Here is a 25,610-nt window from a genome sequence, read left to right as displayed (position 1 = left end):
TTATCACAGATCATATTTTAAAACTTTGCTATGCGTTATACTCAGCTTGTTCGCAAGTAAAATATCAATAGGTTTATTACATTGTCCATAGTTGCTGTTGGAATTAATCATAAAACTGCACCCGTTGCCGTGAGAGAGAAAATATCCTTTAATCCGGATAAGCTTTCTTTTGCCCTTCAAGAAATGCTCTCAGCAGTACAATGTCGTGAAGTTGCTATTTTATCTACTTGTAACAGAACTGAGCTATACCTTGTACAGGACGGCGATGTTGAGCTTACACAAGAGCGATTAGTTAAATGGCTCGAAAGTTATCATAATGTTCCAGCCTCGACTATTTTACCGAGTATCTATTGGCATCACGACCAAGAAGCTGTAAATCATATGATGCGTGTTGCCTGTGGTTTAGATTCTTTAGTACTGGGTGAGCCGCAAATATTAGGTCAAATGAAACAAGCATATTCTCAAGCTAAAGCTGCAGGCTCAATGGCTTTAGTTATGGATAGGCTATTTCAACGCACTTTTGGCGTAGCTAAGCAAGTACGCACAGAAACTGATATAGGCACTAGTGCGGTATCGGTTGCTTTTGCTAGTGTTAATTTAGCCAAGCATATTTTCGCCAGTTTAGAAAAAGCACGTGTGTTATTAGTGGGCGCTGGTGAAACCATCGAACTCGTTGCTAAACACTTGTATGAGAATAATGTCGGGAAAATTACTGTCGCCAACCGTACTATTGAAAAAGCTGAAGGTATGGCGAAAAAAATTGGTGCCGAAGTTATTACTTTAGCGCAAATTCCAAAAGTAATGTGTGAAGCAGATATTGTTATTAGCTCTACAGGATCAACTTTGCCCCTTATTGGTAAAGGTATGGTTGAGCAAGCGCTTTCTGAGCGCAGACATCAGCCGATTTTCATGGTTGATCTTGCTGTTCCGCGTGATATTGAAGAACAAGTGGGCGATTTAGACGACGTATTTCTTTATACCGTTGATGATCTACAAACAATAATCGCACAAAACCTAGAAAATCGCAGAAAAGCCGCTGTTGAGGCTGAAAGTATTGTTAATAGTCAGTCTAATAGTTTTATGGCTTGGTTACGTGGTTTAAATACGCAGGACACTGTGGTGAGTTATCGACAACAGTGCTTAGCTGAACGTGATTTATTACTTGAGAAAGCGTTAACACAGTTAAGTAGTGGAAAAAATTCTGAAGCGGTAATTAATGAGTTAGCGGTTAAGTTAACCAATAAATTTATGCATGCCCCTACCAGTGCTTTGCAATCGGCTGCGCAAGGTGGTGAATTAGATAAACTGATTTATTTGCGCGACATATTCAATATTGATCATAACAAGTAGCCAAGTTTAATTTTCAGCTTAGCGCTAGCAGCATTCATTCAACCATATTTCTTGAGTTAGCTTGAGCTATATAGTTAAACCTTTCACTATGTAAAAACTTCTATTGTGCTAGAATAGCGCCAGTTGAGTTTTTTTCCGATAAAAACGTCCTTATCCATAAGTAAAAAAGAAAAGATTATTTTAATGAAATCCTCAGTATATCAAAAGCTTGAAGGCCTAGTAGAACGATTTGAAGAAGTTCAAGCCTTATTATCCGATCCAGATACCATCGCCGATCAAGAAAAGTTTCGCGCACTCTCTCAAGAATTTAAGCAATTAGAGCAAGTTACTTCGGTATTTAATGCCTATAAAGAAGCAGAAGATGATTTTGAAACGGCAGAATTAATGCTAAAAGATGATGATCCTGATATGCGAGAAATGGCACAGGAAGAATTTAAAGAGGCTAAAAAAGCCGTAGCTGATTTATCTGATGAATTACAAATACTTTTATTACCGCGTGATCCTAATGATGACAATAATTGCTTTGTTGAAATCAGAGCGGGTGCTGGTGGTGATGAAGCGGCTATTTTTACAGGTGATTTGTTTAGAATGTATAGCCGTTATGCTGAAAAGCAAGGCTGGAAAATTGAAGTGATGAATGCCAACGAAAGTGAGCAGGGTGGCTTTAAAGAGTTGATTATGAAAGTCAGCGGCGAAGGTGCTTATGGTCATATGAAATTTGAATCAGGCGGTCATCGTGTACAACGGGTTCCTGAAACTGAGTCTCAAGGCCGAGTTCATACTTCAGCATGTACGGTTGTTGTTATGCCTGAAATCCCTGAATCTCAAGCAATTGAAATCAATAAAGCTGATTTAAGAATTGATACCTTCCGCGCCTCGGGTGCTGGTGGTCAGCATGTTAACAAAACCGATTCAGCAATTCGTATAACCCATATTCCAACGGGCGTTGTGGTTGAATGTCAAGATCAACGCTCTCAACATAAAAATCGCGCGCAAGCAATGTCAGTGCTGCAAGCACGTTTACAACAAGCTGAAGATGAAAAGCGTCGTAGTGAAGAAGAGTCCTCACGTAGAAATCTAGTGGCAAGCGGTGATCGCTCTGAGCGTATACGTACATATAACTTCCCTCAAGGTCGTATGAGTGACCATCGTATAAATTTGACCTTATATCGCTTAAATGAAGTCATGGAAGGGAATTTACAGTTAGTTATGGAACCGATCATGCAAGAAAATCAGGCAGACTTATTAGCGGAACTTGCTGAGCAAAGCTAACGAAGTGATTAATACGATGCGAATGCGATTTATTGGTGATAATTCAATCGCCAATTTGCTTACTCAAGGTCAAGGATTACTTAGTGATGGCTCAGATAGCGCCTTACTCGATGCACAAATTTTATTATCATTTGTGTTAGATAAACCTCGTAGTTATTTATTTACATGGCCTGAAAAGTTGTTGTCGGATGAACAACTTAAACATTTTGTTAATTTAATCACACGTCGACATTCAGGTGAGCCAGTTGCCTATATCACCGGTGAAAAAGAGTTTTGGTCGCTACCCTTTAAGGTTTCTCCCGCAACACTGATTCCACGCCCTGATACTGAAATCCTTGTAGAGCTTGTCCTAGCGAAATATGTAGGTGATAAATCACTAAACTGCCTTGATTTAGGTACAGGCACTGGCGCGATAGCACTGGCGTTAGCTAGTGAGAACCCTACTTGGAAAATAGATGCGGTCGATTTTAATGACGAGGCGGTAGAACTTGCTCAGCACAATGCCGAAAATTTAAATTTAGCGCATGTGAATATTTTTAAAAGTGACTGGTTTAAAAATATTGAACGAGATAAGAAGTATCACTTAATTGTTGCTAACCCGCCGTATATTGATAGTGAAGATGAAAATTTAACCCAAGGGGATGTACGCTTTGAGCCTAACTCTGCTTTAATTGCTCAAGAGCAGGGCCTAGCAGATATTAACCATATTGCAGATATTGCTCGTCAATTTTTAGCCTCTTCAGGCGCATTGTTTATTGAGCATGGTTTTGAGCAAGCGAAAGACGTTCAAAAACTATTAACGACCTTAGGTTATAAAAGTGTTCAGACACAAAAAGACTTAAATGGTTTGGATCGTATTACATGGGCTATTTACCCTTAATAGCCGCAATTAATTTCACATAATAATAATTCACATAAGAATAAGAGGAAACTAACGTTGAAACATTTACATATGACATTGGCCGCTTTAAGTATCGGACTTTTTACTTTACGTTTTATTTGGTTATTGATGCACTCACCTAAGTTAAACGCTAAATGGGTTAAAGTTTCCCCTCACATAATTGATACTTTATTACTGGTTATTGGTGTTGTGTTAGCGGTTAAATATTATATGAATCCACTAGAGCAATTTTGGTTACTAGAGAAATTGTTAGCGGTTGTGGCCTACATATTTACGGGGTATTACACCTTAAAGTTAGCACGAAATAAAACCATGCAAGTTATTGGTTATTTAGGAGCAATGGGCTGGGTTATGCTAATTGTTCGTTTAGCAATGACAAGAGAGCCATTGTTTTTTGTGTAATATGAAAATTAATTAGTTAAAATTTGTTATGAATACATTGTTACTATCAGAATTACAATCTGATAAAAAAGATCTATTACAGGTACTTGTTCTGTTAGAAGAGCATATTTTTTCGGAGCAAAACGCTATTGAATCCAATGGTGGAGAGGTACCGTTAACGGATCAATCGCTAGATACCTTAGAGACTATAATTGCTCAGTGCCAAGCGGTTATTAGCGACGTTGAGTCTCCTCTTGATAAAGCTGAAATATTGTTAAACGAATTGTTTTATCAACATTTGTTTATTGATAAAAAAAGAGCTGACTGGCCCGTTGATGCTTTTAAGGTTGCCTGTGGTTTAAATCAACGTTTAATGTCTCCGGTGGTAAAAGCAGCTGTAGTCTCTGAAATAGTGAATGCTTGTGGTTTTAGCTGTGATTTAGTCTTTGTGCCCAGCAAAGTGATGTTGCGACTTTGTTGTAATAACGACTACGCCATTATTTTTGATGCAATTACTGGAGAGTCATTAGACTGGCATGAACTTGACTTGTGCCTAGATGATATTGATGGTGATCCTTCTCAGCATGAGCTTTCCAATATGAATCGCTCTTCAATATTGGTTGAATATTTGAGTGGTTTGAAAAATGCGTTAATTCGTGAGCAAGCTTTTGATAAAGCATTACAGTGTGTTGATGTGCTACTGTCACTAAATCCTGACGATCCACACCAACGTCGTGACCGTGGGTTTTTGCTTCATCAATTAGATTGCTTTAAAGTGGCGGTAGACGATTACCGCTACTTTGTTGAACAATGTCCAACAGATCCTGCGGCGCAACTACTTAAACTTCAACTTGAGAATATTACCCTAAGTGATCCTACGTTTCACTAAAGGATAATGTTGTTCAAGTTTAAATTATCTAAATAGGAACATAAATGTCAGCACCATTGATCACGAATGACGCAACTGTTTTAGGGTTATTAGCATTAATTTTAGGATTTGTTTTTTATACCTCTAATAGCCAACATCCTGTATGGAAAAAGTTCTATCAATATGTACCTGCTTTATTAATTTGCTATTTGTTACCGTCTTTACTTAATACTTTCGGTATTGTTAGTGCTGAAGTAAGTAAAGTGGATGAAGTGGCAAAGTATTATTTATTGCCAGCCTGCTTAGTGTTATTAACATTAAGTATTGATCTTAAAGCTATTACAGCATTGGGCAATAAAGCCATTATTATGTTTTTAACGGGTACAGTTGGTGTCGTTATTGGTGGTCCTATTGCCTTATTGTTAATTTCTGCAATTTGGCCTGAGCTTATCGGGGTTACTGGCCCTGAAGCAGTATGGCGTGGTATGGCTGCGCTTGCAGGGAGTTGGATTGGCGGTGGTGCCAACATGCTTGCCATGAAAGAAATTTATGGCGCAGACGGTAATATATTCACCATTATGGTGACGGTTGACATTATTGTTGCCAATATTTGGATGGCATTTTTACTATATTTTGCTGCTAATCATAAACGTATCGATGCCAAAAGTGGCGCAGATACCACAGGGATTGATAGGTTAATTAATAAAGTTGAAGCATTTGAACGAGAGCATGCTAGACGCCCAGAATTAAAAGACTTTATGCTTATTTTAGCCATAGGTTTAGGGGCTTCAGGTTTTGCCCATTTAGCGGCTGATTACTTAGTACCTTTTTTCAAAGTGAATTATCCAGATTTAGAAAAGTTCAGCTTACATAGTAAGTTATTTTGGATTATCGTGCTGGTGACAACCCTTGGCTTATTACTTTCTTTTACCAAAGCAAGACAACTTGAAGCGGCAGGCGCCTCCAAAGTTGGTAGTAGCTTTCTGTATATACTTGTGGCAACCATTGGTTTGCACATGGATGTTACTCAAATTGTTGAAGCGCCAAAATACGTAGTGATTGGTTTAGTGTGGATGGCCATACATGTTGTATTATTGTTTGCTGTTGGCAAGATGATTAAAGCACCAATCTTCTATTTAGCTGTAGGTAGTAAAGCGAATATTGGCGGTGCAGCATCGGCACCAGTAATCGCATCGGCATTTCATCCGTCACTAGCGCCAGTTGGGGTGTTGTTAGCCGTGTTAGGTTATGCGTTAGGCACATATATGGCTTGGCTATGTGGGCAATTATTACGCATAGTAGGCAGTTAAATTTTTAATAAAGCTTCACAAAGGTTTTTGTATAGGCTTTAAATTTCACTTATTAGGACGCCTGATCAGGAAAAGTTATGACAATTAAATCAGTTTCAGTCAGCGGCATTGATGTTGCCAATGATAATCCCTTTGTTTTATTTGGTGGTATGAATGTACTTGAATCTCGTGATTTAGCGATGAAAATTGCTGAGCACTATGTTGAAGTAACTCAAAAGCTTAATATTCCATATGTTTTTAAAGCTTCATTTGATAAGGCTAACCGTTCATCAGTACACTCATACCGCGGACCAGGCCTTGATGAAGGTATGAAAATTTTTGAAGAAATTAAGTCAACATTTAATGTGCCTATTATTACCGATGTTCATGAGCCTTACCAAGCACAACCTGTTGCTGATGTTGTTGATGTTATCCAGCTTCCGGCATTTTTAGCTAGGCAAACTGACCTTGTCGTCGCTATGGCTAAAACTGGCGCCACAATTAATGTTAAAAAGCCGCAATTTTTATCAGCTCATGAGATGAAACATATCATTAATAAATTCTCAGAAGCAGGCAATGAAAACATTATTCTTTGTGAGCGTGGTAGTTGTTATGGTTATAATAACTTAGTTGTTGATATGCTTGCTATTGATGAAATGCGAAATTATGCGCCTGTTATATTTGATGCCACACACGCTTTACAAAAGCCTGGCGGTAGAAGTGATAGTGCAGACGGTAGACGTGCACAAGCCGCTCAGTTAACACGTAGCGGTATGGCTATAGGTATTGCAGGTTTGTTTATTGAAGCGCACCCTGATCCCAGTATCGCTAAATGCGATGGCCCTTGCGCTTTACCACTCGATAAACTTGAGCCTTATTTAGCACAAATGAAAGCGATTGATGATTTAGTTAAGGGCTTTGAGCCTCTTATTACTGATTAGTAATAGTATTTGCTAAATAGTAGAGATAAAAAAAGCTGTCGTTTGACAGCTTTTTTAGTTTTCATCGTTTGATAAAATGTGCGAGCATTTTTTGATGTGCATTTTAAAGTTACTCACTGATACGTGATACTTTAGATAATGTTACCGATTGATTTGTTTTAGCAGCATTTTTTTGTTTTGCTACTAAAGTTTCAATGCTGTTTTTAGTTATTTCATTTTCAATTGTTAACGTTGAAAATGATAGCTTTAAGCTTTCTTTTGCTTCTTGCATTAATTGGGTTTGCTTTACGGGCTCTACTTTTACTAACTCTGTTGCTTGAGCTAATGTTGTGATAGCTGAGATAAAGTAAATTAATACGAGAGAAGTTGCAGCAATAGCTAGTTTATATGAATATATACCTGCGTTTTTCATGATTTTTCCTTAATTGATCTAATAATAAATATTGTTTTACCCCTAGGGCTTTAATAGATTTATTAGGACTTTTCTCGCAGCTGCTTTTTTCGCTCACATACAAACTATGGGTTGGGATAGTAAAGCTTGTATTGATTTTTCAGAATCTTGAGATGATGTCCTTCATCTACGGTGTGAATAATACGTTAGGCTACAAAAAATTAAAAATGATGAATTTTAATCTTATGTATTAGAAAAACTAATGGATAGGTGTTATTCTTGTTTTGTTACATAAACTGTAAGTTATTTTGAAAGATTACAAAGAAGGAAAAATATGTTTTGGCTAGTAGACTACCGCCACTAAACGCGCTTAAAGCTTTTGAGGTTTCTGCAAGACAGCTTAGTTTTACCCGAGCAGCAGAAGAGCTGTTTGTAACTCAAGCAGCTGTCAGTCACCAAATTAAGGCATTGGAAGAACATCTAGGCATAAAATTGTTTATGCGAAAAAATCGTGCTTTGCTGTTAACTGAAGAAGGGCAGTCTTACTACCTCGATATAAAAGATATTTTTAATACAATTCATGAGGCCACAGAAAAGTTATTGGCACGAGGGGCAAAAGGCGCTATTACCGTAAGTTCTCAAGCAAGTTTTGCTATACAGTGGCTGGTACCTAGGTTAAGTGCTTTTAATGCTTTACATCCTGATATTGATGTTAGAATTAAAGCGGTTGATCATGCAGAGAATTCATTGACTGAAGATGTTGATGTGGCGATATATTACGGTAGAGGTAGTTGGCCTAATATTCATGCAGACAAGCTACATACAGAGTACTTAATTCCAGTTTGTTCGCCATTGTTGGTAGAAGAAAATACTGCTATTGATAAACCTGCTCTAGTTAGCCTACAAGACTTGCAGCATCATACTTTGTTGCACGACACTTCTCGAAAAGACTGGAAGCGTTGGTTTAAGCAAGTGGGTGTTAAAGGTGGGAAAGTTAATCATGGCCCCATTTTTAGCCATTCAGCCATGGTGTTACAAGCTGCACTGCATGGCCAAGGGGTAGCGTTAGCATATAGTGTACTTGCTAAACCTGATATTGATTCAGGCCGATTAGTTTGCCCGTTTAATGACGTGTTAGTGAGTAAAAACGCTTATTTTGTTGTTTGTAGAGAAACTCAAAAAGACAATGTTAAGATCAGCGCCTTTCGCGATTGGCTTTTAGATATGGTTGCAGCAGAGCAAGAACAAATAAAAGATGGCCAGATTGCTTAGCCTTGTATCATCTAAAATATCTCTAGGTAATAGGTAATTAAATGTTTAATAAAATTGTAAATAATGTTGAGAAACCCATTGCCCAAATTATCTTTGCTCACGGTGCTGGTGCAGACATGAATCATGACTTTATGGAACAGATCACCAAATTGTTCAATGAAGCTAACATTAATGTCTTACGTTTCAATTTTCCTTATATGGATAAGCGTGCTGAGACAGGTAGGCGTTATCCTCCAGATAGAATGCCCAAGTTACTGGATTGCTATCAATCTGTGATTAACAGTTTAGTTGATGAAGAATTATCTCAAAATCAGTTACCACTGTTTATTGGTGGTAAATCTATGGGATCTCGTGTTGCTGCAACCTTAGCCGGTGATAGCGATATAGCAGCACTTATTCAAGGTGTTTTCTGTTTAGGATACCCATTTCACCCACCTAAAAAAGCAGATAAATTACGCTTAGAGCCTTTGCAAGAAACTCGTAAGGCTATTCTTATTATACAGGGTGAGCGAGATAACTTGGGCTCACAAACAGAAACGCTCAACTATGAAGTGTCAAATTTATGCCAATATTGCTATCTAGCTGATGGCGATCATAGCTTGAAGCCTAGAGTGAAATCAGGTTTTACTCATCAACAACATATGAAAACGGCAGTTTTTCATATTGCAGCTTTTATTGGGCAGATAATCAAATCTCAAAAATAAAATTCAAGCAAAGGTGATCTATAAAATGTTATCTAGTGAAGAAAAAAGCAACACCATTAAGTTTTTAATGATTTTTGTTGGTATCAGTGGCTGCTTTTCTGTACTATTCGGCGCTTGGCTTGCTCACGGTGGGAAAGCCCTTGAATTAAGTCAGCAAGTAAGTTTACAAACAGCGCAACTTTACCAAGTTTTACACACTTTAGCGTTACTTGCTGTTTTGATATGGGCGATGACTAAGCCGCACAGTAAAGTATTAATAGCTGCTTGTTTAGCTTTTTTTATTGGCATAGTGTTGTTTAGCGCCACTATATATATCAAAGTATTTTTCAGTGTTGGTATTATTGGCAAGCTCACACCTTTGGGTGGAGTTTCTTTAGCACTTGCCTGGTTGTTATTGTCTATTGAAGGTATTAAAAAATTATGACTTCTGTTGTTTTGTTCTGTCGACCTGGCTTTGAAAAAGAGTGTGGCGCTGAAATCCAAGAAAAAGCGGCTTGGAACGAAATGTATGGCTATTTAGAGCTGAAAAAAAACCAAGGCTTAGTGTTTTTTCATTTACATGAAGATAGTCATGGTGAGGCGTTAATGCGTAAGTTGCCGTTGAAACGACTTATTTTTGCTCGCCAATGGTTTGTTACCTTAACCGATAAAGTTGAATTACCTGATTACAATCGCGTAGAAGCTATTGTTGATGCGCTAGGGGATGAGTGGCAATACGATGAATTGCGTATGGAAACTGCCGATACTAATGATGGCAAAGCATTAAGTAAATTTTGCCGTAAGCTCGCTGTACCATTGCGTCAAGGATTACGTAAAGCAAAAGTACTGACCGATAAACAAAAAGATGAAGTAAAACTAGAGGATGGCGCGATTTTACACGCGTTGTTTTTATCAGGCCAAGAAGTCATTTTAGGCTTTTCCTTCGCTCATAATAGCTCTTCACACGTAATGGGGATCCCTCGTCTTAAATTTCCAAGCCAAGCACCGAGTCGTTCAACCCTTAAACTTGACGAAGCATTTTTGTACTTTATTCCTAAAGAAGAGTGGCCTGAGCGTTTAACATCAGGAATGAATGCGGTAGATTTAGGCTCTGCGCCTGGTGGTTGGACATATCAATTGGTTCGCCGAGGTATGATGGTGACAGCAATTGATAATGGCCCTATGGCAGATTCATTAATGGAAACAGGGCAGGTTAAGCACAAGATGATGGATGGCTTTAAATATGTTCCGATGAAGCAAAATGTTTATTGGTTAGTTTGTGACATGATTGAAAAGCCGCAGCGTGTCGCCAAGTTAATGTCTGAGTGGTTATTAAACGGCTATTGTAAGGAAGCAATGTTTAATTTGAAATTACCAATGAAAGGCCGTTATCAACAAGTTACTGAGGATTTACAGTCAATTAAAGATGCTTTTAGTGAACATAAAGTTAAGTATGAGTTATATGCGAAACACTTATATTATGATCGTGAAGAAGTGACAGTACATGCTAGGTTGTTATCACCTGTACCGAAAAAAACTTAGCGGTATTGGTAGTCTTTTATATTTATAGATAAGCGCGACATGAGTCGCGCTTTGCTTTTTTAGCGAAACTAATTATTTAAGCTTATAGCTTTAACGGCTATTTTTTATTTAACTCATTAAATTTTGCTAATTGCTCTTCAGTAGCAGGTAACTGATGGTTATCTTTCCATTCTTGATAAGACATACCGTAAACCTGCTGTTGAGCGTCAGATAACTCTACTTCTACACCAAGTTTTTCAGCTTCTGCTACTGTCCATTTGCTAAAGCAGTTTCGGCAAAAACCAGCAAGGTTCATTAGTTCTATATTTTGCACATCTTTTCTACTGTCTAAGTGGGCAAGTAAGCGACGAAAAACGGCTGCTTGTATCTCTGTTTGCTTATTCATTGGATTTCCTATGTTTACGAGTTATTTTATTGCTTGTGTGACGGCTTCATCAGCCGGTTTTGTTGGGTCAAAGCGTCTAATTTGCACAATCATACCTATATATGGATGATCAAAGTAATGTATTTCTCCGGTAATCACTCGTCTATTTTGACTAAAATTAATAAGCTGCACACTGGGCTCGTCAGTGTTTTCTAATGATTTGTTTGTTGGTCGTTCACTCAGTACGTTAAAGTCTGCGGTAATGTAGAGATAATGATCAAGGTGCACTTTGAAAAAGCCATCTAAAGACCAAGGCTGGATTGGTGCTACAGGTGGGTTAGCGATATTTAATGGCTGTTCTAAATCGTCATTACTACCTTCTAACGGTGATAAAAGAGAATCAATGCTCGTATAAGCTAGTTGTTCAATTACTTCATTGACAACTTCTGTGTTTTCACTGTCTAGGTTATTAATGTCATTAAATAGTTGAGTGAAAGATTGTTGCTTAAGTTGAGAGTAATAAGCTTCTTTTGTTAACTCACTTTCTTCACTTACGCTTTCTTCATTTACGTTTTCTGAAACCATGCTTTCTGCATTAGCGTTGATGGCATCTTCTTGAATACCATGGGTTTCAGTTTCTGACTCTGCTGCTAAAGCTGATTCTGCTTGAAATTGTTCAATTAGTAATTGCTCTTGTTTCCTGACTTCTTCAAGTTCAATTTGATAATCTTCTAACGCTTGTTGATAATCGTTTTCAAAATGATGACCAGCGAAAAGTTTCAATGGTGTTGCTTTTCTGCGAGTGATCCCTACCTGCCGCCAGCCAAAATGTAGTAATGGTTTAAACTCTTTACTCCAACCTAGGCGAGTATTGATATCTTTTAACAACAATGAGCTATCAGCAATTAAATAAGGCTGATTTGCCGTGTGCGCACCAGAGGCATTAAGCCTAGTTGGTAATGCCTCGACTGGAAATCCATCAAGGTTAAAGTGTGTTAATTGTTGCTCAGTTAATATATTGTCAAAATCAGACTCTTGATAGACACATAGTGTATTTGCTGAATATAACGGGCTAGTAGCTGCTTTTGTGTATTCGTCAAAATTTAGCGCTATTGCTACATGGGGTCTATCTTTACTTGTAATTTGGATTACTTCTTGTTCGATATCTTGCGCTATTGCTTGCTCAACGTTATCTTCTGAAGTTTGCTCATCATTTTGCTGCTGAGAAAATGTATCGCTTGTTTGGACATTAGCCGCTTCTTCATCTGCTTGCTGAACTAGAACATTGTGATCAGTCGATAAACTTGATAAATCTATCGGTTGATAGGTAAAAGCATTTACTTGGTCAACAAATTGTTGTTGTGCAGGTAAGTTAACTGTTGGTTTTGTGATTGATAATGCGTAATTGCTTTCACCTTGCTCATTATTACAAAGTGGTAAATGCTGTTTTATTGCTGATAAATCTGGCTGAAGGTAAGGGGTTAATAAATCAAAAGAACGTCTATAGTTAGGTAAATTATTAGCATTGGTTTCATTTGAAAACTGCTCTTTTAATGAATTTTTATCCTGTAGTTGCTTAAATAAAATGACTTCAATTTCAAACCAACGTTCAGCATTTTTTTCTTGTTTAGCAGCAATATACGTACTGGTAGTAAGCAAACTTAAACAAGATGCTTTAATGATAAATTTAGGCAGTCGATAAGATAAAACTTGGTGGTTAAATTTCATTAATAGTCCATTTACTACTGATTTTTAGGGCTAAGCTCGTTAATAAGTGTTGTGACAACGCTAAACCTTGCTTGCTCACCTTCATTCGCTTTGGTGAATTTTAGCTTATTTGGTGGCACCATCTTATACATTGTTGGCTGTTTTTGCACTAAGGATATTATCTGCATATGATCCACTTTGGTATCATCGCTAAACTCAATAGAGCCACCAGCGTCATTGGCTTCAATGCGATTGATACCTATTTTCTGGACTTTTAAGCGCAATTTAGCAATTTGAATTAAGTTTTTGGTTGCTTGTGGTAATAAGCCGAAGCGATCAATTAACTCAATTTGCACATCATCTAATTGGGCTTTATTTTTACAGCTAGCAATACGTTTATACAAGCTTAATCGCAGGCTTACATCAAAAATATAATCCTCTGGAATCAGTGCTGGAATGCGTAAATCTATTTCAGTTTGTTTTGAGGTTACTTGATTTAATGTTAGCTGTTTACCTTCTTTGAGTGCTTCTACCGCATGATCTAGCATTTCCATATAAAGGCTAAAACCTACTTGACTCATTGAGCCTGACTGATCTTCACCCAGCAATTCACCTGCACCACGAATTTCTAAATCATGGGTGGCAAGTGTAAAACCAGCGCCTAAATCTTCGAGTGAAGCGATAGCATCAAGACGTTTTTTGGCATCTTTTGTCATGCGCTTTTCATGGGGCGTTAACAAATAAGCATAAGCTTGATGATGAGAGCGACCAACTCGGCCACGTAATTGGTGCAGTTGCGCTAAGCCTAAATGATCTGCTCTGTCCATAATAATGGTGTTAGCACTAGGCACGTCAATACCGGTTTCTATAATAGTTGTACAGACAATAACATTGAATCGCTGATGATAAAAATCACTCATGATACGCTCAAGTTCACGTTCTCGCATTTGCCCATGAGCGGTAACAATACGTGCTTCGGGTACTAGGGTTTGAAGTTCTGCAGCTGTTTTTTCGATAGTATCAACATGGTTATGTAAGAAGTAAACCTGACCACCACGAAGGGTTTCCCTTAAAATTGCTTCGCGAATTAGCGCATCTTCACGTTGTCTGACAAAGGTTTTAACAGCTAAGCGCTTTGCTGGTGGTGTTGCAATAATAGATAAATCACGCATACCACCCATTGCCATATTCAGGGTTCTTGGGATCGGTGTTGCGGTGAGCGTGAGAATATCAACATTACTACGTAGCTGTTTGATTTTTTCTTTTTGTTTAACACCAAATCTGTGTTCTTCATCAACAATGAGCAAGCCTAAGTCTTTATATTTAATGCTATTTTGAAGCAGCTTATGAGTACCAATTAAAATATCAACTTGTCCAGATTCAACTTTAGCTATCACTTCATTTTGTTGTTTTGTGGTTTTAAATCTTGATAAAACTTCAATACTCACCGGCCAATTGGCAAAGCGATCTCGAAAATTTTCATAATGCTGTTGAGCAAGTAACGTTGTCGGTACGAGTATAGCGACTTGTTTGCTGTCATTAACCGCTACAAAAGCAGCGCGCATGGCTACTTCAGTTTTACCAAAACCAACGTCGCCACAGACTAGCCTATCCATTGCCTTATCTGAAAGCATATCGCTGACTACGGCGTTTATGGCTTGATTTTGATCGAATGTTTCTTCAAAACCGAAACTATCACTAAAGGCTAGATAGTCTTCTTTATCTCGTTTAAAGCTGTAGCCACTATTACTGGCTCGTTTAGCATAAATATCTAATAACTCAGCGGCTACATCACGTACTTTTTCAGCGGCTTTTTGTTTAGCTTTGCTCCAAGTATCATTACCGAGCTTATGCAATGGTGCATGTTCGCTATCGGTACCTGAATAGCGGCTAATTAAATGTAGAGAGGCAACTGGTACGTAGAGTTTTGCATCGTTGGCATAGTTAAGCATTAAAAATTCTGTGGTGATACCGCCGGTTTCAAGGGTTTGTAAGCCAAGATAACGGCCGATACCATGTTCTATATGAACAACTGCTTGACCAATAGATAACTCCGCTAAGTTTTTAAAAATTGCATCAGTTTCAATGTCTTGTGATTTATCACGCCGTCTTGATTGCCTTACATGTGAGCCTAACAGTTCAGCTTCAGTGATTAACGCGATAGAGTTCTTTTTTGCTGAGCCTTTTGCTTGAAATGAAAAGCCTTGGCTTAGCGCATTTACGCAAATACCAAGTGGTTGATTGTCGTTGATAAACGCTTCAAGAGAATCAAAAATTACTGGCTTGATATTGTCTCTATGAAGTAACTCTAAAACACTTTCTCTGCGGCCTTGGCTTTCTGCAACAAACAGTATTTTACTTGCTGTTTCTTTATCTTTTATAAATTGGTTAATTAATTCAAAAGGTTGCTTTAACTTATGATCTACTGTTAGATCTGGTAAAGGGCTAACATCAAAGTAAATAGCGCTACTTTTAGTTTTAGTCGCAACGTCGATTTCTTGTGTGTCATTGGGCTTATTGACTTGTTGAGCATTGACCTGTTGAACATTGGCAGGTTCGATTGTTATGCGTGCAAAGGGTTTTAATGCTGAATATAGTGCTTCTTTGCTTAAAAACAATTGTTGAGGTGGCAATAATGGCCTTGTTGGATCATAACGCCTGTTTTCATATCGATAATCAATATCTTGCCAATATTGTGTTAGAGGCTTCTCTAAGTCACCATAAATAACAACTAGGGTTTGCGGCGATAAATAATCACATAAGGTATTTGTGCCTTCGCCTAGCTCATCTGGATTATCGAGATCTGAATTATTAAAAAATAGTGGTAAGTAATACTCGATACCTGCTGGTAAAACACCATTACTAACTTGGTGATATATAGATTCTTTATTGATTGAGCTTTTAAATAACTGGCGATACTGGCTTCGAAATAAATTAATAGCCGCTTTATCGGTTGGAAACTCATGTGCTGGTAATAAATCAATGTTGTTTATTTTATCACTAGAGCGTTGATTTTCTGGATCAAATAAGCGAATTTCGTCAATTTCATCATCAAAAAAGTCAAGGCGAAAGGGCACTTTGCTACCCATAGGGAATAAATCTAAGATAGCGCCACGCGCTGAAAACTCACCATGTTCCATCACTTGTTCAACACAGCGGTAACCATTGCTTTCTAGATCTTGCCTTAATTGATGTAAATCTTTTTTATCGCCTTTTTTTATCATTAAAGAGTTTGCTTCTAAATACTGTTTAGGAGCAAGTTTTTGCGCTAGGGTTGTAACGGGTACGATGACGATACCTTTATCCATTCTCGATAAATGATAAAGTGTTGATAAGCGCTGAGAAATAATATCTTGATGGGGGGAAAAAGTATCGTAAGGTAATGTTTCCCAGTCAGGAAATAAACAGATAGTTAACGGCGACTCTTGCTGGGCAAGGCTAAGCAATTCTTGCTCTAAACGAAGGGCAGCAGGTGTATCTTGAGTTACAATCAGCAATGGAGCTTCGGCTACTAAAGCGCCTTGATATAAAGCAATGCTAGAGCTGCTCCCGTATAAGTTGTGCCAGACTTTTTTATCGACGGTTTTGGTTTTATTTTTGGCGAGAGTCGGGGTTAATAAACAACTAGTTTTGCTCATGAATTTTAATAATTTATCCGATGAAATCTATGGCTGCATATTCTATGTGATCTACAAGACATTTGACAAAAATTTATTTTACTTCTAAACCTAGTAAAGTCTGCTTTATTGTTAATTTATTTTACTTAGGTTTGCAGTGAAGTAGCTACTTATTATTATGGAATCAAATACAAGGAATTTATTATGAAAACTATTTCATTATTAGCATTATCACGTCTATTACTTTCTTTTTGTTTAATTTTTACTGCAAATAGTAGTTTTGCTGAAGCGAAAATACCTTTTGAAGCAAATGAACAGCAGCAAGTTATTCATTTGAATAAGTCAACCGTTGATCAGTTAACTTTGTTAAAAGGGGTAGGCAAGAAGAAAGCTGAGGCTATTGTGATGTATAGAGAGAAAGTCGGTGGCTTTTCTTCCATTGATGAGTTACTTAAAGTTAAGGGAATTGGGAAGAAAGTTATTTCTGACAACAAATATCGTTTATCTATATAGCACTTCATTTAATGAGTGATTAGTTAATAAAGCCAGTGAGTTACTGGCTTTTTTTATCAAAAATCAGTTACGGTCTAATAAATAAATCTTTTATGTCTTTTTGTTATATTAAAGCAGTTTGTTATATGGAATGTTAGAAAGTTTTATGGCATGCTTAGCGCACTAATTTTTCCCATTTTTTGTATTGCATATGAACTTAACCCATTTAAAGAAATTAGAAGCTGAATCTATACATATCTTTCGTGAAGTAGCTGCTGAGTTTGATAACCCAGTCATGTTGTATTCCGTAGGTAAAGACTCTGCTGTTCTTCTCCATCTTGCACGTAAGGCGTTTGCGCCAGGTAAAATTCCTTTTCCATTATTACATGTTGATACGGATTGGAAATTCAAAGAAATGATTGCCTTTCGCGATAAGATGGCGACCGATTATGGTTTTGAGTTGCTTGTACACAAAAACCCTGAAGGTTTAGCGATGGGAATAGGGCCTTTTACTCACGGTAGTGCTAAGCATACCGATGTAATGAAAACACAAGCATTAAAGCAAGCACTTGATAAATATGGCTTTGATGCTGCTTTTGGTGGTGCGCGTCGTGATGAAGAAAAATCTCGCGCTAAAGAGCGTGTTTATTCATTTAGAGATAAAAATCATCGCTGGGATCCAAAAAGCCAACGCCCTGAGCTGTGGAATGTTTACAACGGTAAAGTAAATAAAGGTGAAAGTATTCGTGTATTCCCATTATCAAACTGGACAGAGCTTGATATTTGGCAGTACATCTATTTAGAAAGTATTCCAATTGTACCACTATATTTATCTGAAAAACGCCCGGTAGTTGAGCGTGATGGTACATTAATTATGGTTGATGATGACCGTATGCCAATTGGTGAAGATGAAGAAATTCAAATGAAGGATGTACGCTTTAGAACATTAGGTTGTTACCCATTAACGGGTGCAGTTGAGTCAACAGCAGCGTCATTACCTGAAATTATCCAAGAAATGTTATTAACTAAAACTTCTGAGCGACAAGGTCGTGTGATAGATCACGATAGCGCTGGCTCAATGGAGAAGAAGAAAATGGAAGGTTACTTCTAAACCATTATTTAGCCATTTTTAGTTATTAATTGCCCATTACAAAATTTTGAGAGATAAACATGAGTCATCAATCAGACTTAATTGAAAGTGATATAGAAAGTTACTTAAAGCAACATGAAAACAAAGAGTTGGTTCGTTTTTTAACCTGTGGTAGTGTCGACGATGGTAAAAGTACCTTAATCGGTCGTTTACTGCATGATTCAAAAATGATTTTTGAAGATCAACTTGCAGCTATTGAATCAGACTCTAAGAAGTCAGGGACTACGGGCGAAGCAATTGATTTAGCGTTATTAGTAGATGGTTTACAGTCAGAGCGTGAACAAGGGATCACCATCGATGTTGCTTATCGTTATTTTTCGACGGAAAAGCGCAAGTTTATTATTGCCGACACCCCAGGCCATGAACAATACACACGTAATATGGCAACCGGTGCTTCAACCTGTGATTTAGCGATTATCTTAATTGACGCTCGTTACGGGGTTCAAACACAAACGCGTCGTCATTCATTTATTTGTTCATTACTAGGTATTAAACACATTGTTGTTGCGGTAAATAAGATGGACCTGGTGGATTACTCACAAGAGCGTTACCAAGAGATCAAAAAAGAATACCGTGAATTTAGTGAATCGTTAAACTTTAGTGATGTGCGTTTTGTACCAATGTCAGCATTAAACGGTGACAATGTGGTAGAAGAAAGCGCAAATATGCCGTGGTACCCGGGCGCAACATTAATGAAATTATTAAATACTATTGATGTTGACGTTCAAGATGAATTCACACAATTTCGCTTACAAGTACAATACGTAAATCGACCAAACCTTGATTTTAGAGGTTTTGCTGGCACTATTGCTTCTGGTCATGTGTTAGTGGGTGACACTATCGTAGCTTTACCTTCAGGTAAAGAAAGTGTGGTAAAAGAGATAGTGACTTACGATGGCAATTTAGAGCGTGCCGATAAAGGTATGGCTGTAACACTGACGTTGGAAGATGAAATAGACATTAGCCGTGGTGAAATGATCGTTAAAAAAGATTGTTTACCGCTATCTAAAAAAGAGTTCAATGCGACTGTGGTTTGGATGCATGAGAATGAACTAGAGCCAGGGCGTGAATACTTTATAAAACACGGCAGTAAAATGACTACAGGTCATGCTCAATCAATCGCGAGTAAGTTTGACATCAATACCATGGAAAAACAGCCAAGTTCGCAGCTTGCGGTAAATGATATTGGTTTAGTTGACTTTGTTGTTGATGAAACATTGCATTTTGATTCTTATCAAGACAGCAAAGGTACCGGTGCTTTTATCATTATTGATAGATTAAGCAATATTACGGTTGGCGCAGGTATGATTAATCATGCACTTGATGCTCAAGTACATGAATACTCAGCATTTGAGTTAGAGTTTAATACCTTAGTTCGTAAGCATTTCCCTCATTGGGGTGCTAGAGATATTACTAAGTAAAACTGGCCTCAAGATAAATGATAAGGCTTTAATGGCCTTATCATTTTTTATATATAAGGATATCAATGACAATAGCGCACTACATGATCATAGCTGTATTTATTGTCACCTTTATTGGTTTAGTCAAATATAGCCAAGTGCCAGAAAGAGTGTTTTCTATCACTATTTTAGTTTGCTTGGCGCTTTCCTTCGTCACTGTTGATGACATTCTTACTAATGCAGTTAACCCCGGTTTAGTCACCTTAATTTTACTGGTGTTGTGTTCTTTCTCATTTGAGCGCACAAGTATTTTACGTCGCCTCAGTGCGACTGTTTTCAATGGCTCCAAAATAAAATCAATGCTGCGCCTTCTAGTGGGGACAGCATTCTCTTCGGCACTGATGAGTAACACGGCCGTAGTGGCGACATTGATTAATAGTGTTAAAAGTAACCCTTTAATTAATGCAGGAAAGCTGCTTTTACCTTTATCTTACGCGGCCATTTTAGGTGGTACCCTTACCTTAGTCGGTACTTCAACCAATCTTATCGTCAATAGCTTATTGATTAAGCAAGGTGTTCCAGGTTTTACTTTTTTTGATTTTACCTTAATTGGCCTAGTTGCTTTAGTGGCTTGTTTATTGGTTATTATTCTCAGAGCGAGAAGTTTGCCTAATATGGAGCAGGGGCAAATCAAAACTCAGGATTACTTGCTTGAGGCGGAAGTCTCTCCAGATTCAAAGCTGATAGGACAAAGTATTGAAGAAAATGGCTTACGAAACTTAGATGCATTATTTTTGGTAGAAATTGTACGCCGTGGCAAGTTGATTTCACCTGTATCGCCCGAAGAAGCTTTACAAGCAAATGACAAGCTCATCTTCAGTGGAGATATTTCTAAAGTACTGACTTTACAGCAGTTTGATGGTTTAACCTTGTTTGCTGAGCAAGATGATTTATTACAAGACAACTTAACCGAAGTACTGATAAAACCTGATTCAGCGATTAGTGGTGTGACCTTAAAAAGGGCGGGATTTCGAGCGCGTTTTGATGCTGCAGTGGTAGCTGTTCGCCGAGAAGGTAGTGCGTTATCAGGTAAACTCGGTGATATTGTTTTACAGTCGGGTGACTTTTTAGTGCTTGCGGTTGGACAAGATTTTGCTAGCCGTACTAACTTATCAAAAAATTTCTTTATTCTTTCGGGCCATCAAGCCGTTAATATGCTGAGTGGTTGGCGAGATTATGGCACCGTTTTAGGCTTTATTGCTGCTATTCTTATTTCTGTTGTCACACCGATATCTTTGCTTAGCTGTTTATTTGTGTATGTAGCCGTGCTTATTTTTAGTGGTTCATTAACGGTAAATGAAATAAAGCGACGTTTTCCACTTGAAATATGGATGATAGTACTCGGTGCGTTAACGTTAGCAAGCGCTATTGAAAACACAGGCTTGGCAAACATTATTGCCGAGCAAATCAAGGCCTTGATAGATGGCCAAAGTGCCTATTTAGCTTTTATTATTATTTTTCTTGTAACCTTATTAATGACAGAATTAATCACCAATAATGCTGCAGCAGCTTTGGTGTTCCCTATTGCTTATAATATTGCTTTAGGTCTTGGTGTTAATCCTATTCCATTTGTGATGGCGGTAGCGTTTGGAGCCAGTGGTAGCTTTATTAGCCCATATGGTTATCAAACCAATGTGATGGTTTATAATGCGGGTAACTACCAATTAACAGATTTTGTTAAGTTTGGCTTGCCTATTTCACTGGTATATAGTGTCACCGTGTTATTGATGATCCCGCTAATTTTTCCTTTTTAGTTAAGAGTTTATTGTATGAAAACAGAAAACACTGTTTGGCATGAACAGCACATATCAAAAGAACAGCGTGCTGAATTAAAACAACAACGTCCTTGCTTGCTGTGGTATACCGGATTAAGCGGCTCAGGTAAATCTACGGTAGCTAATGCCGTTGACGCATTATTATACAAACTGGGTTATCACAGTTATTTACTTGATGGTGATAATGTTCGTCACGGGCTAAATGGTGATTTAGATTTTACTGATGAAGCACGTATTGAGAATATTCGCCGAATCAGTGAAGTATCAAAACTTTTTCTTGATGCGGGGTTAATTGTCTCGACAGCGTTTATTTCTCCTTTTGCACAAGACAGAGCCAGTGCTCGAGAAAAACTTGCCGACGGCGAGTTTATTGAAGTGTTTATTGATACACCGATTGAAGTTTGTGAACAGCGTGATCCCAAAGGCTTATACAAGAAAGCTCGCGCGGGTGAAATTAAAGATTTTACCGGTATAGACTCTGATTATGATATACCTCAAAACCCTGAAATCCATGTGAAAACTGCAGAGAAAGACATTGGAGCTTGTGCACAACAAATAGTTGAACACTTAGCTAAACAAGGCTTTATTTCTACTTCGTCATTAGGGTAATACTATGCATTATGATGTTTTTAACGGTGATGCTGACGGCATTATCGCCTTATTACAACTGCGTTTATCTCAACGACAAGTTCAGCCTAGCGAAACCGTACTGGTTACCGGGGTTAAGCGTGATATTAGCTTATTAAAGAAAGTCGATATCAGTAAAGCTACGTCGGTTACTGTGTTAGATATTTCTTTAGAAAAAAATAGCGCGCCTTTAAACGAGTTGCTTAACAATGATATAGCAGTTTTTTATGCTGATCACCATAGAACGGGGGAGATCCCGCAATCTAAAAAATTGACCAGCTTGTTAGACTTAGATGCAAATACTTGTACTAGCTTATTAGTGAATAAGCATTTACAAGGCGAATTTCCACTGTGGGCTATAGCGGCTGCATTTGGCGATAATATGCATGCTTCAGCCACTGCTTTAGCAACTGAGATAGGCTTGTCTGAAGAAGAGCAATCGCTACTTAATGAACTGGGTGTTTATATTAATTACAACGGTTATGGCTCAAGCGTTGATGATTTACATTTTCATCCTGCAGATTTATACCAACAACTACTAGAATATCCAAATCCTCTAGCGTTAATTGCAGAAACAGGCTCTGTTTTTTCAACCTTAAAAGCGGCTTATTTAGCTGATATGGACAAAGCAGCAGCTTCAGAAGTACTTTCTGATAATGATACCCTTAAAGTTGTGCAGTTAGCTGATGAAGCTTGGGCAAGACGTGTGAGTGGCGTTTTTGGCAACGAGCTCGCAAATACCACACCTAATAAAGCACATGCTGTGGTTACTCTAAATGCTGATGATACTTATACTATTAGCTTGAGAGCGCCATTAAGCAACAAACAGGGAGCTGGTGAGTTGTGTGCTCAATTTCCTACCGGTGGTGGTAGAGCCGCAGCAGCAGGGATCAATGCATTACCTAAAGAAATGCTTGCTGATTTTATTAAACGCGTGTCAGAATATTACGCATAAAATGATAACAACAATATATTTTAATATAGGATTATTATGAGCTTATTAATAACTGGTGGCACAGGCTATATTGGCAGCCATACTGTTGTTGAATTACAAGGTTTATCTGAAGAACAAGATATAGTTATTGTAGATAATTTATCAAACTCATCAACAAAAGTGCTTGATCGTATCAAAAAAATAACAGGTAAAAACGTTACTTTTATTGAAGCAGATATTTGTGATCATCAGGCAATAACATCAGTATTTGAACAACATGCCATTAATGCTGTAATTCATTTTGCCGGACTAAAAGCGGTTGGTGAGTCCAGTGAAATACCGTTAAGTTATTATGAAAACAATGTTTCAGGGACTGTAACTTTATTGAAAGTGATGGCAGCATTTAATGTTAAGAAGTTAGTTTTTAGTTCATCGGCCACGGTTTATGGCGATAATACTTCTCCGTTAAATGAAACTATGCCTACTTCTGCCACGAACCCATACGGACAAACCAAGTTAATGGTGGAACATATACTATTTGATTTGGCTAAAAGTGATCCCAGTTGGTCAATTGCTTGTTTGCGTTATTTTAACCCTATTGGAGCACATAGTTCAGGATTAATAGGTGAAAACCCTAACGGTATTCCAAATAATTTATTGCCGTATGTGTCTCAAGTTGCAGTGGGTCGATTGAAAGAGTTACAAGTGTTTGGGGACGATTATGATACGGTAGATGGCACAGGGGTTCGTGACTATATTCATGTTGTTGATTTAGCACAAGGGCATGTAAAAGCACTGCAAAATCTGGATAAAATTTCTGGCTGTAAAGCCATAAATTTAGGTACAGGTAACGGCACGTCAGTATTAGAAATTGTGAATACTTTTAAAGAAATAAGTGCTCAACCTATTCCGTATAGTATAGTACCGAGGCGGGCAGGGGATTTAGCCACTGTTTATGCGGATGCTAGTTTAGCGAAAGAGCTTCTTGGTTGGCAGGCAACTAGAGATATGCGCACTATGATAATTGATACATGGCGCTGGCAATCAGAAAACCCTCAAGGTTTCTAACAGAGCTTCAACTTGTTAAGTAGCAATATCTAAGAGAGTTCTAGGTTAATTGTTAACGATTCTCTTAGTTGGCCTTAGTATGAATTTTAGTGCAGATGCCTAACTTGCCAACATACTTTGCTCATCAGCCCAAGCTAAGGCTTCGTTATAATGTTTGACAGCTTGCTCTTTATCGAGCTTTAATTTTTCCATGACAATATTCGTTTTATCCCACTGAGCGTGTTCTATAAACTCAACCAATTTAATAATGGCCGCCATTACCCCTTTTCGAGTCAGCAGTGGCTCTTTTATCTCAGTGGCTAAGGGTAGCTTATCTAACACAACAGCTAGTTCTTCATCTAAAATGGCATCAATCATCGATAATAGCCCTGTTAAAAAGGCGATAGAGTCATCAACTTGATTACCCATATCTTTGGCTACTAACTCTGAAAATTTTGCCCTTGTCATAGCAAGTTTAATGAGTTCTGTTGGTTTGTCAGGGTTTGCTGTGACTGCAAACATTAATCCTAAAAAGCGTTTTAGCTCACTTGAGCCTAATATAACCAGTGCTTGCTTTATTGTTGAAATTTCACTGCGACGTCTGAAAATTGCGGAGTTCGCGTAACGTAGCAGCTTGTATGATAGTGAGACATCACGCTCAAAAACACCGGTAATACTATTAAGATCTAATTCAGGTTTCGAGGTTTCGTAAAGCAGCTCTGCCATGGAAAGCTGTGATGGTGATAAGCTTTTAGTTTTAACCATTTCAGGTCTAGCAAAGAAAAAACCTTGAAAGTACTTGAATCCTAATTGTAACGCTTGATCATACTCTTGATAGGTTTCTACTTTTTCAGCCAACAATGCGATATGAGGGTGATCTTTAATGGCTTCTATAATTTGCTTTATGTCATCTAAGTTAGTGTCTTGAATATCTACTTTGATGATTTTAATAAAAGGGTAAAAATGCGCCCAAACACTTTGATGTTCATAATCGTCTAACGCTATTGTATAGCCTTTAGCGTGTAAATCTTTGCAAAGAGATAGCAATTTTTTACCCGGCTTTACTGTTTCTAAAACTTCAACGACCACTTCTTCGTTGGTGAGCATTTCAGGGTAACCCTGACTTAATGTCTCTAAGGTGAAGTTAATAAAAGCAGGCTTATTACTGGTAAATTCACTAATGCCCATATTGAACTGACTAGCTTCAATCATTTTGCTCGTTGCTTCATCACCATCTACTTCAGGAAATACATTATCAATACTGTCTCGAAACAATAACTCATAAGCAAAAAGGTTTTTGTTTACATCTAAAATAGGTTGTCGGGCGGCATAAAAGTACATAGTTTGAACAATATCTATAAATAAAAACAATTATTAATTAAATATATGGTAAACCAGTGTTTTTTTCATTATTTTTTTTTGTTTTTATCTATTTAACTTACTGCAATATTGTATTCCATTATTATTTTCATGTTTTGACTATGGAATGTGAAAGACTAGACTTTCTTTTTAGCTGCGTTCTTGATAGCTTAGCAAACTATTTTTAT

Annotated in this window: 23 protein-coding genes; 18 read left to right on the top strand and 5 right to left on the bottom strand. The window is 37.7% G+C overall.

Features of this window, described 5'->3' with window-relative positions; translation table 11 throughout:
- The first annotated feature begins 81 nt into the window (after positions 1 to 81).
- The 7 genes from hemA to kdsA all read left to right on the top strand — a co-directional run bounded on the left by hemA (position 82) and on the right by kdsA (position 7,002).
- Positions 82 to 1,350, top strand: coding sequence for a glutamyl-tRNA reductase (hemA, locus tag AC27GZ_RS11605; RefSeq protein WP_487095232.1), 1,269 nt, complete (start codon positions 82 to 84; stop codon positions 1,348 to 1,350).
- A gap of 183 nt (positions 1,351 to 1,533) precedes the next feature.
- Positions 1,534 to 2,622, top strand: a complete 1,089-nt coding sequence (gene prfA / locus AC27GZ_RS11600) for a peptide chain release factor 1 (RefSeq protein ID WP_487095231.1) — start codon at positions 1,534 to 1,536, stop codon at positions 2,620 to 2,622.
- 22 nt (positions 2,623 to 2,644) lie between these two features.
- The gene (gene prmC, locus AC27GZ_RS11595) at positions 2,645 to 3,502 is read left to right on the top strand and encodes a peptide chain release factor N(5)-glutamine methyltransferase (RefSeq protein ID WP_487095269.1); all 858 of its coding nucleotides are present in this window, start codon (positions 2,645 to 2,647) and stop codon (positions 3,500 to 3,502) included.
- A 57-nt stretch (positions 3,503 to 3,559) separates the two neighbouring features.
- Entirely contained in the window at positions 3,560 to 3,925 is a 366-nt protein-coding gene (locus tag AC27GZ_RS11590; RefSeq protein WP_487095230.1) for a SirB2 family protein, read from the top strand.
- 28 nt (positions 3,926 to 3,953) lie between these two features.
- Positions 3,954 to 4,793 (top strand): SirB1 family protein, encoded by an 840-nt coding sequence (locus AC27GZ_RS11585; RefSeq protein WP_487095229.1) that lies wholly within the window; start codon positions 3,954 to 3,956, stop codon positions 4,791 to 4,793.
- A gap of 44 nt (positions 4,794 to 4,837) precedes the next feature.
- Positions 4,838 to 6,082, top strand: a complete 1,245-nt coding sequence (locus tag AC27GZ_RS11580; RefSeq protein WP_487095227.1) for a DUF819 family protein — start codon at positions 4,838 to 4,840, stop codon at positions 6,080 to 6,082.
- Positions 6,083 to 6,159: 77 nt separating this feature from the next.
- On the top strand, positions 6,160 to 7,002 hold the full coding sequence (gene kdsA / locus AC27GZ_RS11575; RefSeq protein ID WP_487095225.1) for a 3-deoxy-8-phosphooctulonate synthase: 843 nt from the start codon (positions 6,160 to 6,162) through the stop codon (positions 7,000 to 7,002).
- 109 nt (positions 7,003 to 7,111) lie between these two features.
- Here kdsA and AC27GZ_RS11570 read toward each other — a convergent pair whose 3' ends face one another.
- A complete protein-coding gene (locus tag AC27GZ_RS11570) occupies positions 7,112 to 7,414 on the bottom strand; it encodes a hypothetical protein (protein ID WP_487095223.1) in 303 nt (100 codons plus the stop codon).
- Positions 7,415 to 7,732: 318 nt separating this feature from the next.
- On the opposite strand from AC27GZ_RS11570, the gene AC27GZ_RS11565 reads away from it, so the two are divergent.
- The 4 genes from AC27GZ_RS11565 to rlmM are packed head-to-tail and all read left to right on the top strand — an operon-like array spanning position 7,733 to position 10,890.
- The gene (locus AC27GZ_RS11565; RefSeq protein WP_487095222.1) at positions 7,733 to 8,665 is read left to right on the top strand and encodes a transcriptional regulator GcvA; all 933 of its coding nucleotides are present in this window, start codon (positions 7,733 to 7,735) and stop codon (positions 8,663 to 8,665) included.
- A gap of 41 nt (positions 8,666 to 8,706) precedes the next feature.
- Positions 8,707 to 9,369: an alpha/beta family hydrolase gene (locus AC27GZ_RS11560; protein WP_487095221.1), complete on the top strand. Its 663-nt coding sequence runs from the start codon at positions 8,707 to 8,709 to the stop codon at positions 9,367 to 9,369.
- Positions 9,370 to 9,394: 25 nt separating this feature from the next.
- Positions 9,395 to 9,793: a DUF423 domain-containing protein gene (locus AC27GZ_RS11555; RefSeq protein ID WP_487095219.1), complete on the top strand. Its 399-nt coding sequence runs from the start codon at positions 9,395 to 9,397 to the stop codon at positions 9,791 to 9,793.
- Positions 9,790 to 10,890, top strand: coding sequence for a 23S rRNA (cytidine(2498)-2'-O)-methyltransferase RlmM (gene rlmM, locus AC27GZ_RS11550; RefSeq protein ID WP_487095217.1), 1,101 nt, complete (start codon positions 9,790 to 9,792; stop codon positions 10,888 to 10,890). The genes AC27GZ_RS11555 and rlmM overlap by 4 nt, the downstream gene beginning before the upstream one ends.
- A gap of 97 nt (positions 10,891 to 10,987) precedes the next feature.
- Here the strand turns inward: rlmM and AC27GZ_RS11545 are convergent, their stop codons facing one another.
- The 3 genes from AC27GZ_RS11545 to mfd are packed head-to-tail and all read right to left on the bottom strand — an operon-like array spanning position 10,988 to position 16,599.
- Positions 10,988 to 11,275, bottom strand: a complete 288-nt coding sequence (locus AC27GZ_RS11545) for a DUF1244 domain-containing protein (RefSeq protein WP_487095215.1) — start codon at positions 11,273 to 11,275, stop codon at positions 10,988 to 10,990.
- 21 nt (positions 11,276 to 11,296) lie between these two features.
- Positions 11,297 to 12,982, bottom strand: a complete 1,686-nt coding sequence (locus AC27GZ_RS11540; protein WP_487095213.1) for a CsiV family protein — start codon at positions 12,980 to 12,982, stop codon at positions 11,297 to 11,299.
- Between the two features lie 14 nt (positions 12,983 to 12,996).
- On the bottom strand, positions 12,997 to 16,599 hold the full coding sequence (gene mfd, locus AC27GZ_RS11535; protein ID WP_487095211.1) for a transcription-repair coupling factor: 3,603 nt from the start codon (positions 16,597 to 16,599) through the stop codon (positions 12,997 to 12,999).
- Positions 16,600 to 16,782: 183 nt separating this feature from the next.
- Here mfd and AC27GZ_RS11530 point away from each other — a divergent pair, with 183 nt between their 5' ends.
- The 7 genes from AC27GZ_RS11530 to galE all read left to right on the top strand — a co-directional run bounded on the left by AC27GZ_RS11530 (position 16,783) and on the right by galE (position 24,084).
- On the top strand, positions 16,783 to 17,091 hold the full coding sequence (locus AC27GZ_RS11530; RefSeq protein ID WP_487095209.1) for a ComEA family DNA-binding protein: 309 nt from the start codon (positions 16,783 to 16,785) through the stop codon (positions 17,089 to 17,091).
- A gap of 190 nt (positions 17,092 to 17,281) precedes the next feature.
- Positions 17,282 to 18,181, top strand: a complete 900-nt coding sequence (gene cysD, locus AC27GZ_RS11525; protein WP_487095207.1) for a sulfate adenylyltransferase subunit CysD — start codon at positions 17,282 to 17,284, stop codon at positions 18,179 to 18,181.
- Between the two features lie 59 nt (positions 18,182 to 18,240).
- A complete protein-coding gene (gene cysN, locus AC27GZ_RS11520; protein ID WP_487095206.1) occupies positions 18,241 to 19,641 on the top strand; it encodes a sulfate adenylyltransferase subunit CysN in 1,401 nt (466 codons plus the stop codon).
- 65 nt (positions 19,642 to 19,706) lie between these two features.
- Positions 19,707 to 21,434: an SLC13 family permease gene (locus AC27GZ_RS11515; RefSeq protein WP_487095205.1), complete on the top strand. Its 1,728-nt coding sequence runs from the start codon at positions 19,707 to 19,709 to the stop codon at positions 21,432 to 21,434.
- Positions 21,435 to 21,449: 15 nt separating this feature from the next.
- Positions 21,450 to 22,064, top strand: a complete 615-nt coding sequence (gene cysC / locus AC27GZ_RS11510) for an adenylyl-sulfate kinase (protein WP_487095204.1) — start codon at positions 21,450 to 21,452, stop codon at positions 22,062 to 22,064.
- A 4-nt stretch (positions 22,065 to 22,068) separates the two neighbouring features.
- Positions 22,069 to 23,037, top strand: coding sequence for a DHH family phosphoesterase (locus tag AC27GZ_RS11505; RefSeq protein ID WP_487095203.1), 969 nt, complete (start codon positions 22,069 to 22,071; stop codon positions 23,035 to 23,037).
- A gap of 36 nt (positions 23,038 to 23,073) precedes the next feature.
- On the top strand, positions 23,074 to 24,084 hold the full coding sequence (gene galE, locus AC27GZ_RS11500) for a UDP-glucose 4-epimerase GalE (RefSeq protein ID WP_487095201.1): 1,011 nt from the start codon (positions 23,074 to 23,076) through the stop codon (positions 24,082 to 24,084).
- 99 nt (positions 24,085 to 24,183) lie between these two features.
- Here galE and AC27GZ_RS11495 read toward each other — a convergent pair whose 3' ends face one another.
- Positions 24,184 to 25,404, bottom strand: a complete 1,221-nt coding sequence (locus AC27GZ_RS11495; protein ID WP_487095199.1) for an EAL and HDOD domain-containing protein — start codon at positions 25,402 to 25,404, stop codon at positions 24,184 to 24,186.
- Positions 25,405 to 25,610 lie beyond the last annotated feature (206 nt).

This window comes from Colwellia sp. SU-HH00943 (genome assembly GCF_057546125.1).
The sequence above is the reverse complement of the archived record's forward strand: the minus strand, read 5'-3'. Positions and strand labels throughout refer to the sequence as shown.